Source organism: Noviherbaspirillum galbum, assembly GCF_010974945.1.
In the GTDB taxonomy this organism is placed as follows: Bacteria; Pseudomonadota; Gammaproteobacteria; order Burkholderiales; family Burkholderiaceae_D; genus Noviherbaspirillum; species Noviherbaspirillum galbum.
In genome coordinates, this window is sequence record NZ_JAAIVB010000026.1 from 26,045 (window position 1) to 40,526 (window position 14,482).

Sequence of the window (14,482 nt, forward strand, 5' to 3'; positions counted from 1 at the left end):
CGATACCGCGTTTTTCATTCCCGATGAACCAGAAGCTCACCCCGGCGACCGCCCTCATGCTGCTCGTCCCCCCGCTATTGTGGGCGGGCAACGCCATTGTCGGCAGGCTGGTGCACGACATGGTGCCGCCGATCATGCTGAACTTCCTGCGCTGGGTGATCGCGCTGCTGATCCTGTTGCCGCTCGGCCAATCGATCTTCCGGCGCGGCAGCGGCTTGTGGGAAGCGAGGAAGACGCTCGCGGTGCTCGGCCTGCTTGGCATCGGCCTATATAACGCCCTGCAGTATCTCGCCCTGCAAAGCTCGACGCCGATCAACGTGACGCTGGTTGCGGCAAGCATGCCGGTCTGGATGCTGCTCATCGGCCGGCTGTTCTTTTCATCGCCGGTATCGCGCCGCCAGGTCGGCGGAGCGCTGCTGTCCGTCGCCGGCGTGCTGCTGGTGCTCAGCCGGGGGGATTGGCAGCAATTGCTTTCCTTGCGCCTGGTGCCCGGCGACATCTTCATGATCTTCGCCACGATCTCCTGGTCGCTCTACAGCTGGCTGCTGACGCGTTCCACCGGCCTCGCGCAATTGAAGCAAAGCTGGGCGCATTTCCTGCTGGCCCAGGTGGTGTACGGCACGGTCTGGTCCGGCGCCTTCGCGGCGGGGGAATGGGCGGTGACCGGACGAAGCATTGCCTGGAGCCCAGCCTTGCTGGCTGCCCTGGCCTATGTGGCCATCGGCCCGGCGATCATCGCCTTCCGCTGCTGGGGTGCCGGCGTGCAGCGCGTCGGACCGAGCATTGCCAGCTTCTTCAACAATCTCACGCCGCTCTTCGCCGCCGTGATGTCCTCGGCTTTCCTGGGCGAGCTGCCCCATGGCTATCACGGCATCGCGTTCGCGCTGATCGTGGGCGGCATTCTCTTGTCGTCCCGGAAGTGAAGGCTTCCGCCGGCAGCCGTTCTACATCCTTCCGGAGACCTTGCACCGTACAAGCTTAACTGTATAAAAATACAGTATCATGGCGCATGTTCTGGAAGGGAGATGACGCCATGAAAACGGAGCCGCTGCGGCCGATCGCGGTCTTGAAAGGCAGGGGCATCGCCTCGAATGTCGAGCATCGTCTCCAGAAGACCACCCATGAAGCGGTGGACGACGGCTGGGCCGCGGATGACGAGCCTGCGCCGGCCATCCAGACGCAGGTGACGGAAATCCAGGCCAAGAGCATCGTCAGCAGCAACAAGTCGCCAGACATTCCCTTCTCACTTTCCATCAATCCCTATCTCGGATGCGAACACGGCTGCGCCTATTGCTATGCGCGGCCGACACATGCCTACCTCGAGCTGTCACCCGGCCTCGACTTCGAGACCAGGCTCTTCGCCAAGACGAATGCCGCCGGGCTGCTCCGCACGTTTCTCTCCCGTCCCGGCTATGTCGCGGAACCCATCGCCGTCGGCGTGAATACCGACGCTTACCAGCCCATCGAACGCGAGCTGAAGATCACCCGGCAAATCCTCGAACTGCTGTGCGAGACCCGCCATCCCGTTTCGCTGATCACCAAGTCGTCGCTGATCGAAAGGGACATCGACCTGCTGAAGGCCATGGCGGAACGCCGGCTTTGCAACGTCGTGATCACCATCACGACGCTCGACGCCGACATGGCGTGCAAACTGGAGCCGAGGGCGACCACGCCATTGCGCAGGCTGAGAACGGTCAAGGCGCTCGCCGACGCGGGCATCCCCGTAGGCGTCAACATCGCCCCGGTCATTCCCTTCATCACCGAACCCGACATCGAACGCATCCTGAAGGCCGCGCACGAGGCCGGGGCGGTCAGCGCGGGCTACATCGTACTGAGGCTTCCCAACGAAGTGAGTCCTATCTTCCAGGAATGGCTGGAAGCGCATTACCCTGACCGCGCCAGGCGGGTGATGAACCGCATCCAGGAAATGCGCGCCGGCAGGGAAAACGATCCCGGCTTTCATTCGCGGATGACGGGCAGCGGCGTCTGGGCCCAGCTCATCCGGCAACGCTTCGACATCGCGGCCAACCGGCTCGGCTTGACGACGCGCGCCAGGGACCTCGCCGCGCTCGATTGCACCCTGTTCGAGAAACCCGAGCGGGAAAGGCCGGCCCCCGCCACGCCGCAGTTTAATCCGCAGTTGAATCTTTTCTGAGCGCGGGACGCCCGGGCGTTCGGGCGCCTTGACCGGCGTCATGCCACCGGTCCGGGTTTGGCGTTTAAATAAATTCCCGGCATCTGTTTCTAACAGTTAAATCTTTTAACCGTCCATGCCCGCCCCAGCGCCAGGCTCCCCCTGTTCAGCCAGCATCGCCCGCATGGTCCGGCGAGCGCGCGGCACGGGCATGAGACGGCCGTGCACCGCACCCGGGAGCGCACGATGAGCCAGGCCACCACCTGGCCCATCCGGACCTTGTTGACCCGGCTGGTGCTGGCCTGTCTGCTGCCCGCGATCGTCGGCGCGATCCTCCTGTTCATCTACGAATACCAGGATGGCCTCGCGCAGCAGAGGAAGAACACCATTCAGACGGCGCGCGCCATGGCCCTCGCGGTCGACAATCACCTGCTCAAGGCCCAGGCCCTGGCGCAAACCCTGTCGACCTCGCACAACCTCGCCGCGCGCAATCTCGCCGGCTTCCACGAGGAGGCGCGCGCCGCCATCACCCTCTCGGGGCTGGGAACGAACGTCGTGCTGCGCGACGCGGCGGGCAGGCAGGTTCTTAATACCGCCATTGCCTTTGGCGGCGCCCTGCCCGGGCAACCGGATCCGGAACACGTCCGCGGGGTATTTGCCACGGCAAGGCCGACGTTTTCCGATGTCTTCATCAGCCCGGTGTACAAGCGCCCGATCATGAGCGTCGACGTGCCGGTTTTCCTGGATGGCAAGGTGGCCTACGCCCTTGGCGTGGGCATCCTGCCCAAGGATTTCAACACGCTGGTCAAGTCGCAAGGCTTGCCGGAGGAATGGATGGCGGCGGTGCTGGACGGCACGGGAACGATCGCCGGGCGCACCCATTTACCGGAAAAATTCGTGGGCGAGAAGGCAAACGAGCGACTGGTGCATACGCTGCTCTCGGCGGCGGAAGGAACGGTCGATGCGACCAGCCGCGAAGGCATCGCGGTGCAGACATCCTTCAGCCGGTCCGCGGTCACGCACTGGGGCGTGGCGATCGGCATTCCCCACCGCCTCATCCAGCTCGACCTGCTGCAGACGTTTTCCGTGCTCGGGCTGGGCGCGTCCATCGTGCTGCTTATCAGCCTGATGCTGGCCCGTTCCATGAGCGAGCGGATCGCGCATGCGGTCAATGCCCTGACCGGGCCGGCGCTCGCGCTTGGCGAGGGCGGCGCCGAGCCGCATCCCGGGGCGCGGGTCAAGGAAGTGGCCCAAGTGGCTGAAGTAGCCGAAGTTGCCGCGGCAATCGACCGCGCGGCGGCGCTTTTGCAGGAGCGTGCAGACGAACTGGCCGAAGCGCACCGCCTGGGGCGGTTCGGCACCTGGCACTGCGATCTCGCGACCGGGGAACTCAGGATCTCGGACAGCCTCAAGGACATCCTCGGCCAGAACATCGTTTCCTTCGCGACGCTGCGCGATACTGCGTTCGCGACCGGATCCTGGCCGCAATTCGAGGCCGCCTGGCACGATGCGATCCGGACGGGCAAGAGCTATGACCTGGAGATGCAAGCCAACCATGCCCGGGGCCATCCGGTCTGGCTCAATGCCCGGGGCAGCCCGGTGCGCAACGACAAGGGCGATGTGGTCGCGATGCAGGGCATGCTGCAGGACATCACCGAAAGCAAGCATGCCGAGCGGCTCCTGAGCGATTCCCGCGAAAAACTTCGGGACGCCGCCCTGCATGATTTTCTTACCGGCCTGCCCAATCGCGGGCTCGTGATGGAATACTGCGAGCGCCTCGTCGCCGCCGCGCGGCGCGGGCACGGCGGCGGCGCGCTACTGTATATCGACATCGACCGCTTCAAGCCGATCAACGATCTGTATGGCCACGACACCGGAGACCGGGTGCTGCAGGAAGTGGCCCAGCGGCTGCGGCAATCCACACGCCAGGAAGACCTGGTCGGCAGGCTGGGCGGGGATGAATTCGTAATCGTGCTGCCGCATGCCGACGGCGTGCGCCACCGCGCGGAAACCGTGGCCCAGCACGTGCTGGCCAACATCAGCCGGCCCATGCGCCTGAACGCCCTCGAACTGACCGTCTCGCCATCCATCGGCATCAGCTTCTTCCCTGAACACGCCGACACCGTCAGCAGCCTGATCCATGCCGCCGACCTGGCCATGTACCAGGCGAAGCAGACGGGCCGCTCCAACTACCAGTTCTATACGCCCGAGCTCGACCGGCGCATCGAACAGGCCTTGTCGGTGGAGGCGAGGCTGCGGGACGCGATCGGCAGCGACGGCCTGGAATTGCATTACCAGCCGGTGATCGACCTCAAGAACGGCAAGGTCGTCGGCGCCGAAGCGCTGCTGCGCCTGACCGGCGCCTTCCTCGACATGGGGCCGGACCGCTTCATTCCGATCGCCGAGTCGGCCGGCCTGATCGGACGCCTGGGCGAATGGGTCGCCATCCAGGCATGCCAGCAGCACGTCCAGTGGCTGCGGCAGGGAATGACCATGACCATCGCCATCAACGTCTCTCCCCTGCAGTTCCGCCAGCGCTCCTTCATCGACCGCCTCAGCGAAATCATCGCGGACACGGGCATGGACCCCCGCCACCTCGAAATCGAAGTGACGGAAAGCGCGATCATGGAAAACGTCGAGGATGCGGTGCGCATCCTGACCCGCCTCAAGGCGCTTGGCGTGAAGGTCGCGCTCGACGATTTCGGCACCGGCTATTCCAGCCTGAGCAGCCTCACTAGCCTGCCGCTGGACAAGCTCAAGGTGGACCAATCCTTCGTGCGCCGCATCGAGCGCGACGAAGCCAGCCGGACCGTGACGGAAGCCATCATCGGCCTCGGCCGCAGCCTGCGCCTGAACGTCCATGGCGAAGGCATCGAATCGGAAGATGCGCTGCTCTACCTGGAAGAGCATGGCTGCAACCAGGCGCAGGGCTACTGGTTCAGCAAGCCGCTCAGGGCGGCGGAATTCACCCGCTGGTATCACGAGCAGTGGGAGAAGAAGACGAGCACCGAAGGCTGGGAGCGGGTCAGGCGGATCTGGGACCCGAAGCGGTAGCGGGGGTGCCCGGCGATGACGGCCGCCGCTGCCGCCGGCTGCCCCGTCACTCCCGCGCTGGCGGGAATCACATCTCCGTCTCCGTCGTTCTCAAGACAAGCGGTTTCCTGCCCGCCACCCAGGACATTTGTACCAGTCCCACTGCAAGCCACCCGGCGCTTTGTCCCGCCCGGCCCTCTTCGAAACAGGCTGAAAATCCCACGCAATTCGTGACACCCGCCCCATGCGCGAGCGCGGGCCGCTGCCTATCATTCAACCCAAGTACCCGACGAACGAATCACCTTCGACGTGCCGGCAGTGCAGCGGATACCTCAAGAGGCAGCGCATGCGATTCATCAACACACTGCCGCTTCCGGTGGCCAGTTTCCTGGCGGAGGAAACCGGTACGTCGCTGATGGAATTCCTGCTGGTAGGCCTGCTCGCGATCGTGGTGGGCACGATGCTGTTGCTGGCATTGGAAAAGTGCAATTGATCTTCTGCGATCGACCCGTGCGATTGACATGCGAATCCAAAGATGAATGAACTCGACGCGTTTCTGACCTTGCTTGCCATGCTGCTGGCCGATCTGCGCACGGACGTGCTCATGGCCTTGCTCATCGTTGCCGCGGTCATCGACTTTCGCACCTACCGCATCCCCAACTGGCTGACGATGTCGGGCGCCCTGTTCGGACTGGCGTACAGCATCGCGGTTCCGTTTTCGCCGCAAGCAGGCTTTCTCTCCTCGCTAGGCGGTTTGGCCATCGGCCTGGCGATCATGTTGCCGATGTATGTGCTGAGGGTCACAGGCGCGGGCGACGTCAAGCTGATCGCCATGTCCGGGACTTTCCTGGGCGCGGGCGGCGTCCTGCCGGCCATCGTCTGTTCGTTCGTCGTCGGTGGGATGGCGGCGCTGGGCGTGGCGCTGTTCAGGCGCTCGCTGGGCCGGATGATCACCAACATCAAGAACATCAGCCAAAGCGCGGCGTTCTATGCGTCGGGCGGCATGCTGCCGAACATGCAGGTAGCTCCGGGCGCTTCGGTGGGCAGGTTGCCCTATGCGGTCAGCATCGCCGTCGGCACGATCGCCTATCTGGTTGCAAGACAGCTTGGTTTCCTGTGAAGGCAGGCTTTCATTGAAGTTTCGAGAGGCACTCCATGAAAAACGTCAAGGCATTCGTATTCCTCCTACTCGCGATCGCGACGGGTCTCGCGGCCGCCTTCTACGCGGCCTCGTGGATGGCGCAGCGCGCCAATGTCGCAGCCAACAAGATCATCGTTGCCGCCATGGATATCGACCCCGGAAGCAAGCTGAATCCGGAAATGCTCTCCACGGTGGACTGGCCGAGCAACGCCCTGCCGCCGGGCGCCTTGCAGGACATCAAGCAGATGCAGGACCGGGTGGTGAAGGTAGGCCTGGTGCGCGGGGAAGCCATCCTGGAGGGGAAGCTCGCGCCGGTGGGAACACGCGGCGGACTTTCCGCCGTCATCGCGGACGGCAAGCGGGCAATGACGGTGCGGGTCAACGACGTCGTCGGCGTCGCGGGCTTCGCCCTGCCGGGCACCTATGTGGATGTCATGGTGAATGCCCAGCAGGACCACGATGGCCGGTCCTCCGACGGCAAGCACATCAGCAAGACGGTGCTGGAAAACGTGCTCGTGCTGGCCGTTGCCCAGGAAGCGAGCCGTGACGACACCAAGCCCAAGGTGGTGAGCGCGGTGACCCTGGAATTGTCTCTCGAAGATTCCGAAAAGCTCGACCTTGCCCGCAGCGTCGGCACCCTGTCGCTGGTCCTGCGCAACCAGATCGACAAGAAGACCGTCGCCACCGGCGGCATCACGAAGGGAGAGCTGTTCGGCGTCGTGAAAGCGCCCGTCGAAAAGATCGTCGCCGAAGCCAAGCCGGCCGCCGCCAGGCCGGCGCGTCCGAAGCCGGCGCGGTCCGGCCCCTGCGTCGAGGTGATCCACATGCAGGATGGCAGCAAGTCGCTGAGCTGCTTTCAATAACGGCCCCTGGCACTGAAACGGAGCTCAAACGTGCGCAAGAATCCGAAACACATCATGCTGCTGGCCGCGCTCCTCGTCGCCGGTTACGCCAGTGCGCAGAGCAGCCCTGCTGCCCGCAAGCCCAACGTTGCGTCTCCGGGAGGACAGGCAACCTACACCGCCGGCATCAAGCAATGCGCCGGCACTGTCGTCGACAAGCCGGCGGTCGCGACGCTCGGAAAATCGACCGTGGTGCCGCTTGATTATCCGGTCGTGCGCATTGCCATCGGCGGAAACCGTTCCACCGTGCGGGCAAATGCCGCACCGCAGGCGCCAGCCGCCGAAGCGAATGCCGCCGGCGCGGCCGCCCCGCCTGCGCCGCCCCCCGCCGCTGCCGGAGCGGGCAACGACGGCGTGTCCGAAGTCAGCATCTCGCTGCTGGGTCCGAGAGAGCTCTTCGTACTCGGCCGGCAGGCGGGCGCCATGAACGTGGTGCTGCAGGGAGCCGACGGCCGCTGCCACGTCAAGGACATTATCGTCACCATCGATCCAGGCGCCCTGCAGTCGGTGCTGGCCGAACTCATGCCGGGCGAACCCGGGATCAAGGTGCGCGGCGCGGAAAATGCCCTGGTCCTGACGGGAAATGTCAGCGATTCGCTGAAGGTGGACCAGGCTGTGGCGCTCGCCACCTCCTACGGCGACGGCAAGAAGGTGCTCAACATGCTGCGCGTCACCTCGCCGCAACAAGTCATGCTGGAAGTGAAGATCGCCGAGGTCAGCAAGACGCTGCTCGACAAGCTGGGTTCCTCGGTCGGCATCAGGAGGAGCGGTAACGGCGGGACCGACACCTACTCGCTGCTCTCGAATTTCCTCAGCAACGGCGGCGGGCTAGTCGAGGCGCTGCGCGTCGGCCGCACGGCGCTGTCCATCGACGGCCAGAAGGACGACGGCCTGGTAAGGATCCTGGCCGAGCCCAACATCATGGCGATCAGCGGCCAGCATGCCAGCTTCCTGTCGGGCGGCAAGATCTTCATCCCCACCGCGCAGACCAACCTTACCGGCACGCCGATCATTACCTTGACGGAGAAAGAGTTCGGCATCGGCGTGAAGTTCATGCCGACGGTACTCGAAGGCAACCGCGTCAACCTGAAGCTGACATCGGAAGTCTCCGACCTGTCCCAGACAGGCTCGCCGTTCACGACGGTCAACGGTATTACCTCGGTCCTGCCATCGCTGACGGTCAGGCGGGCAGACACCACGGTACAGCTTAACGACGGGCAGAGCCTGGTCATCGCGGGCCTGATCCGCAACGACGTCAACGAGACGGTCAAGCGCTTCCCGGGCATGGGCGAGGTGCCGGTCCTGGGCGCCCTGTTCCGAAGCACCGAATTCCAGAACAACCAGTCGGAACTGATGTTCGTCGTGACGCCCAGGCTGGTCAAGCCGCTTCCGGAAGAGCCGCGGCTGCCGACCGACAACCATGTCGTACCGAGCCGCGGCGAGGTGTACATGAACGGCAGCCTGGAGAGTGCCACGCCGGCGTCGTCCACGCCGATGGCGCCTTGATCCCCCCGAGCCCCGACACAGAACAAGGAACGCAACATGAACAGGATCGCCACTGCCCTAATGCTCATCATGACCGCGGGATGCGCGACGGTTACGCCGCACTACGACGCGCGCTTCGGCAACGCGCTGCGCCAGGCAAAGCAGGACATGACCCTCAACCCTGGCGCCGGCAAGCAAGGCGACCAGGCCCTGGGCCTGAATGGCAAGGAGGCCAGGGAAACAGCCGTGGTTTACACGAATTCGTTCAAGGAACCGCCTCCCGCGGTCCCGGTGATCAACATCGGCGGGGCGATCAGCACCGCCAACGGCAACGGCAGGTAGCCCGGACGGAATCCTCCGGCCATGTTGCGCGCCGACATGACCGGATTGATGGCAAGGCAGCACCGGCGCAGGCGCTCTACTTCACAACCCACCCTCGAGAGGAAACTCAAATGGACCACTTCTTCAACCTGTTCAAGCAACTGCTCCTGGCTTTTTCCAAGGAAGACGATGGCGCCCAGGTCATCGAATATGCATTGATCATCGCCGTCGTCTCGATCGCACTGGTCGTCGCGCTTCGCGCGCTCACCAACAACGGCGGAAGCTTTGCGACTTTCATCACGCGGGTGACCACCTGCCTGACGACCGCGGCATGCGTCTGACGACAACCTCGCCATGATGCCAGTGTGGTTCGACCGGCACAGGCATCCTGGTTCAGGCCTTACCCGAGAGGAAACTCAAATGGACCACTTCTTCAACCTGTTCAAGCAAATGCTCCTGGCCGTTTCCAGAGAAGAGGATGGCGCCCAGGTCATCGAGTACGCATTGATCATCGCCGTCGTCTCGATCGCACTGGTTGCCGCGCTCCAGGCCCTTACCGCCAACGGAGGCGGGTTCGCAACGTTCATCACGCGCGTCACGACCTGCCTGACCACCGCGGCATGTACCTGACTTGAACCAACCCGGACGGGCGGCGGTGCAATGACCAGCCAACCACTTTGCATCGCCTGCCTTTTCCATTTCAACGACCACACCGCGCCGCCATCCCCGCAAGGGGGGGAAGCCCTGTACGCGGCATGCCGAAAATCGGACACGGGTGGGTCCGCGATCAAAAGGTCAACACATGGTCTACCTTGCCAAACGTCGCCGCGAACGCGGAGCAGTCATCCTGAGCGTGGCCCTGCTGCTTCTTTTCCTGCTTGGCTTCATGGGATTCGCCCTCGACTTCGGCCATCTATTCATCGTCAAGACCGAATTGCAGACCGCAATGGATAGCTGCGCGCTGGCGGCCGCGCAGGAACTTGACGGCAATACCGACGTTCCCGCGCGTGCCCGTAACGCCGGAAGAGCAGCGGGCAACCTGAACCGCGTCAATCTCCAGTCAGCCAACTGGAGCGGCATGGGCAACATCATCGACGCCGACATCACCTTCAAGGATTCGGCCTACGCGCCAACGGCGAGCGGCGCCGCCGCGAAGTATGCCCAGTGCCAGCACACCCAGCCTAACGTGCCGATGTGGCTGCTGAAGGCCATGGGAGGGTTTTCCGGAAATGCCGCGACCTACCCTGCCACGCAGAACGTGGTTGCTTCCGCCGTCGCCACGCGCGCGAGCGCGCAAACCGCCTGCTCGATTCCTGTCGCGCTCAAGCCCAAGGCCGGTGGAGTCGCGCCCAATTACGGATTCAACGTCGGCGAATGGGTTACGCTCATCCAGGCACAAAATGCCGCGACTGGTGGCGAAATCGGCTGGGCGAACCTGGACGGCAGCAACAGCGCCTCTGAAACCGAAAGGGAACTCAACGGCACCTGCGGCACGAAAGTGGGCGACACCCTGGGCACGCCTGGCGTGCAAACCTCGGTCGCCGATGCATGGAATGCGCGCTTCGGCATCTATAAAAACAACAGCAGCCCCGCTGCCAACGCGCCGGACTTTACCGGCTACAGTTATACCACCACAGACTGGGCCAGCGGTCGGGACGCCTTCAACGACTTCATGAGCAAGCGGACAGTCTTCGCCAACTGCGGCACCTCGGTAAGCAATTGCGAGTCCGTTACCGGCTTGCGCATGAATGGCGGCTTCCAGACCGTCGCAACCGCGGGGCCGAACGGCGAGCACCAGCGCTATGGCAAGAACCGGAGGCTGGTCGCCGTGCCGGTCGTCAATGGTTCGAACCGCATCATCGACTATGCATGCATGCTGATGCTGCATCCCTTGTCCGTGCCGATGTCGGACGCCAAGCTCGAATTCCGGGGAAATGCAGGCAGCCCCGGCAGCCCATGCACGACGAACGGCATCCCGGGCGGCACGGCCGGGCCGCTCGTGCCTGTATTGGTGAGATGAGGTGCGCCATGACATCGAGGCAAAACGGCGTAGCGCTGGTCGAGTTCGCATTGATCCTTCCCTTGCTGCTGATCCTGACCTTTATCGTCACCGAATTCGGCCGGGCGCTCTACCAGTACAACACCATCACGAAGTCGGTGCGCGACGCGGCGCGTTACCTGTCCATGCAGCCGCCCAATACCGGCACCGCGCAAGCCAGGAACCTCGTGGTCTATGGCAATACGGCGGGAACCGGCAATCCGCTCGCGCTGGGCCTCACCGCGGCGAACGTGCCGGACCCGACCTGGACGCAGGCAGGCACCTATCCGGTCATGAATCTCGTGACGATCAGCGTCACCGGCTATACCTTCCGTTCCATGATGCCCAGCGCCTTCGGCATCAATTTCGGAAACTTCGCCTTCAGTCCCATCAGCGCCACCATGCGGAGTCCGCTATGAAAAAACGCCAGTCAGGCGCAGCCGTCGTCGAGTTCGCCTTCGTGCTGCTCATCTTCTTCATGTTCCTGCTGGGCATACTGGACTTCTCGCGCATGCTGTTCACGTGGAACGCGGCAAACGAAGCAACCCGCGCCGGCGCCCGCTACGCCGTCGTATGCGACAGCACGGCGAACCAGGCGGCCGTGCTGGCAAAGATGCAGAACATGCTGCCGCAGATCTCGGCCATCAGCGTCGCATGGGACCCGGCTGGATGCACCACCGCGACCTGCCAGGGCGTCAACGTGGCGGTCACCGGCCTGAATTTCCGATGGATATCGCCCATTCCGGGCGCGGCCGCGCGCAACATCCCGATGCCTGGCTTTTCCACCTATCTGCCGCGCGAAGTGATGCGACAGGACCCGAATAGCAACACCATCTGCTGATCAGCGACAGGAAACCCAACATGAAGATCGCCCTGATTTCACCCAGCAAAGACAACCTTCATCACATGACGTTGACCCTGCAGGCAGCCGCCCATACCGTCGTCGAAGTGGAAGGAGGAAAACGAAGGATGCGCGGCATCGCGGAACAGGAGCAGCCCAACCTCATGATCGTGGAAGGCATGTGCTGCGACGCCAGCGAGCTTGATCACATCGAGCATGTGACGACGCACTTCCCTAATATCGCCGTCATTCTCCTGTGCGCGACCACGTCGCCGGATTTCCTGCTTAGCGCGATGCGCGCCGGCGTTCGGGAAGTTCTCCCTTCGCCCGTCGAGGCAGGCGTGCTGCTCGCCGCGGTCGGCCGCGTCGCCGCCAAGCTTGCCGCGACCCAGCAGGGACCCGGCACCGGCAAGGTACTGGCATTCATGCCTTGCAAGGGTGGCAGCGGCGCGACCTTCCTCGCGACGAATTTCGGCTACCAGCTTGCCGAATCGAAGAACGTCCTCCTGATCGACCTAAATCTGCAGTTCGGTGACGCCCTTTCCTTCGTCCATGACGGCAAGCCGCCAGTCACGATCGCCGATGTGGCGCGCGACATACGCCGGCTCGATGCCTCGTTTCTCGGGGCCAGCGCGGTCCGCGCCGCGCCCAACTACAGCATCCTGGCCGCTCCGGAAGATCCGGCCCAGGCAATGGAGGTCAAGCCGGAGCATGTCGATGCGATTCTCAAGATCGCCGGCGCGCAATACGACTTCGTTCTCCTGGACCTGCCGCGCACGCTCGACCCCGTCTCCATCAAGGCACTTGACCGCGCCTACCGGATCTTTCCCGTCATCCAGGCAAGCCTGCCGCACCTGCGCAATGCCGCCAGGCTGATCGGCGTCTTCCGGTCGCTGGATTATCCGGCCGACAAGGTCGAGCTGATCGTCAACCGGTTCGAAAAAAATGGCGAAATCGGTCTTGATGCGATCCGCCGCTCCCTTGGCACGCACAGCATGCATACCGTGCCGAACTCCTACAAGGATGTCAGCACCTCGATCAACCACGGCAACGCCCTGATCCAGATTGCGAAATCGAATGCTGTCGCCAGGAACCTGGCCGAGTTCGCGCTTGCCATGAGCCCCAGGCAGAATGAGACGCGCGGCGTCTTCGAGAGATTGTTCAAGCGCGCATGATGGCCGGCGCATCGGCGGCGCAAGCACCGATCCGGCTTTTGAATGGAGAATGATGACATGTCGTTCCGCGAAAAATTGAACGCGCTTCGCACCGATACGGTCGAGCCGCTCGCGAGCCAGGGTGAAACCGAGGCCTACAAGCAGCTCAAGAGCCGCATGCACCTGAAGCTGCTTGACCAGTTCGACCTGTCTGCGCTCGAAACGCTGCCGCCGGAAAAACTGCGGCAACAGATCGCCTCCACGGTGGAACGCCTGCTCAATGAGGAACAGGCGGCGGTGAATGACTTCGAGCGGCGCACCCTGATCCGGGACATCCAGCATGAGATGCTTGGCTTCGGCCCCATCGAACTGTTGATGGCCGACCCGAACGTGTCCGATATCCTGGTCAATTCCTACGACCAGATCTACGTGGAGAAGAAGGGTCGCCTTGAACTGACCAACGTCACCTTCACCGACGAGAAACACCTGTTGCGGATCATCGACAAGATCGTGTCGCTGGTCGGGCGCCGCATCGATGAGTCGAGTCCGATGGTCGATGCCCGGCTGCCCGACGGCTCGCGGGTAAACGCCGTCATCCCGCCGATCGCGCTGGACGGCCCGATGATGTCGATCCGGAGATTCGCGCACATTCCGCTGAAGATGGAAAACCTGGTGCATGAAATGCACAGCCTGACGCCGGAAATGGCCATGATGCTGGAGGGGCTCAGCCGCGCAAAGGTCAACATGCTCATTTCCGGCGGAACCGGCGCGGGCAAGACCACCTTGCTGAACATCCTTTCCGGCTACATTCCGGTGTCGGAGCGCATCGTCACCATCGAGGATGCCGCCGAACTCCAGCTGCAGCAGCCCCATGTGGTCAGGATGGAAACCCGTCCGCCAAACATCGAGGGCAAGGGCGAAGTGACGGCGCGGGCGCTGGTGCGCAATGCGCTGCGCATGCGCCCGGACCGGATCGTGATCGGCGAAGTGCGCGGCGCGGAAGCGGTCGACATGCTGCAGGCGATGAACACCGGCCACGAAGGATCGCTGACGACCATCCACGCCAATACGCCCCGCGATGCGCTGTCCAGGCTGGAAAACATGATCAGCATGGCAAACCTGAACCTGCCGCACAAGGCCTCGCGCCAGCAGATCGCATCTGCCATCACCGTCGTGATCCAGGGCCTGCGCCTGACCGACGGCAAGCGCAAGATCACCAGCATCCAGGAGATAACCGGCATGGAAGGCGACATCATCACCATGCAGGAGATCTTTGCCTATGCGCAGACAGGCATCGATGCCGAAGGGCGCACCGTCGGCCACTTCCAGGCGACGGGCATCCGGCCCAAGTTCGCCGAGCGGCTGGAATCGTTCGGCATCCATTTGCCGGATGCCATATTCGATCCGAACAAACGCTACCACTGACGAAGGCG

The 14,482-nt window shown here is 63.5% G+C and carries 15 protein-coding genes; all 15 read left to right on the plus strand.

Going from position 1 to position 14,482, the window contains the following annotated elements; genetic code table 11:
* The first annotated feature begins 23 nt into the window (after positions 1-23).
* The 15 genes from G3574_RS08100 to G3574_RS08170 all read left to right on the plus strand — a co-directional run bounded on the left by G3574_RS08100 (position 24) and on the right by G3574_RS08170 (position 14,474).
* The gene (locus tag G3574_RS08100) at positions 24-923 is read left to right on the plus strand and encodes a DMT family transporter (RefSeq protein ID WP_163961854.1); all 900 of its coding nucleotides are present in this window, start codon (positions 24-26) and stop codon (positions 921-923) included.
* Between the two features lie 110 nt (positions 924-1,033).
* On the plus strand, positions 1,034-2,155 hold the full coding sequence (locus tag G3574_RS08105; RefSeq protein WP_163961856.1) for a PA0069 family radical SAM protein: 1,122 nt from the start codon (positions 1,034-1,036) through the stop codon (positions 2,153-2,155).
* A 201-nt stretch (positions 2,156-2,356) separates the two neighbouring features.
* Positions 2,357-5,188, plus strand: a complete 2,832-nt coding sequence (locus tag G3574_RS08110) for a bifunctional diguanylate cyclase/phosphodiesterase (protein ID WP_163961858.1) — start codon at positions 2,357-2,359, stop codon at positions 5,186-5,188.
* A gap of 325 nt (positions 5,189-5,513) precedes the next feature.
* Positions 5,514-5,660 carry a hypothetical protein gene (locus G3574_RS08115; RefSeq protein ID WP_163961860.1) on the plus strand — a complete coding sequence of 49 codons (147 nt, stop codon included), beginning with the start codon at positions 5,514-5,516 and terminating at the stop codon, positions 5,658-5,660.
* A 42-nt stretch (positions 5,661-5,702) separates the two neighbouring features.
* Positions 5,703-6,287 (plus strand): A24 family peptidase, encoded by a 585-nt coding sequence (locus G3574_RS08120; protein WP_163961862.1) that lies wholly within the window; start codon positions 5,703-5,705, stop codon positions 6,285-6,287.
* Between the two features lie 35 nt (positions 6,288-6,322).
* Positions 6,323-7,171 carry a Flp pilus assembly protein CpaB gene (cpaB, locus tag G3574_RS08125; RefSeq protein ID WP_163961864.1) on the plus strand — a complete coding sequence of 283 codons (849 nt, stop codon included), beginning with the start codon at positions 6,323-6,325 and terminating at the stop codon, positions 7,169-7,171.
* Positions 7,172-7,225: 54 nt separating this feature from the next.
* The gene (locus G3574_RS08130; protein WP_163961913.1) at positions 7,226-8,716 is read left to right on the plus strand and encodes a type II and III secretion system protein family protein; all 1,491 of its coding nucleotides are present in this window, start codon (positions 7,226-7,228) and stop codon (positions 8,714-8,716) included.
* Between the two features lie 36 nt (positions 8,717-8,752).
* The gene (locus G3574_RS08135) at positions 8,753-9,037 is read left to right on the plus strand and encodes a hypothetical protein (protein ID WP_163961866.1); all 285 of its coding nucleotides are present in this window, start codon (positions 8,753-8,755) and stop codon (positions 9,035-9,037) included.
* A gap of 110 nt (positions 9,038-9,147) precedes the next feature.
* Positions 9,148-9,357 (plus strand): Flp family type IVb pilin, encoded by a 210-nt coding sequence (locus tag G3574_RS08140; RefSeq protein ID WP_163961868.1) that lies wholly within the window; start codon positions 9,148-9,150, stop codon positions 9,355-9,357.
* Between the two features lie 79 nt (positions 9,358-9,436).
* Positions 9,437-9,646, plus strand: coding sequence for a Flp family type IVb pilin (locus tag G3574_RS08145; RefSeq protein WP_163961870.1), 210 nt, complete (start codon positions 9,437-9,439; stop codon positions 9,644-9,646).
* A 172-nt stretch (positions 9,647-9,818) separates the two neighbouring features.
* Positions 9,819-11,036, plus strand: a complete 1,218-nt coding sequence (locus G3574_RS08150) for a pilus assembly protein TadG-related protein (protein ID WP_163961872.1) — start codon at positions 9,819-9,821, stop codon at positions 11,034-11,036.
* An 8-nt stretch (positions 11,037-11,044) separates the two neighbouring features.
* On the plus strand, positions 11,045-11,473 hold the full coding sequence (locus G3574_RS08155) for a TadE/TadG family type IV pilus assembly protein (RefSeq protein ID WP_163961874.1): 429 nt from the start codon (positions 11,045-11,047) through the stop codon (positions 11,471-11,473).
* Positions 11,470-11,895, plus strand: coding sequence for a TadE/TadG family type IV pilus assembly protein (locus G3574_RS08160; protein WP_163961877.1), 426 nt, complete (start codon positions 11,470-11,472; stop codon positions 11,893-11,895). The genes G3574_RS08155 and G3574_RS08160 overlap by 4 nt, the downstream gene beginning before the upstream one ends.
* A gap of 20 nt (positions 11,896-11,915) precedes the next feature.
* Entirely contained in the window at positions 11,916-13,070 is a 1,155-nt protein-coding gene (locus G3574_RS08165) for an AAA family ATPase (protein WP_163961879.1), read from the plus strand.
* 57 nt (positions 13,071-13,127) lie between these two features.
* Positions 13,128-14,474 carry a CpaF family protein gene (locus tag G3574_RS08170; protein ID WP_163961880.1) on the plus strand — a complete coding sequence of 449 codons (1,347 nt, stop codon included), beginning with the start codon at positions 13,128-13,130 and terminating at the stop codon, positions 14,472-14,474.
* Positions 14,475-14,482 lie beyond the last annotated feature (8 nt).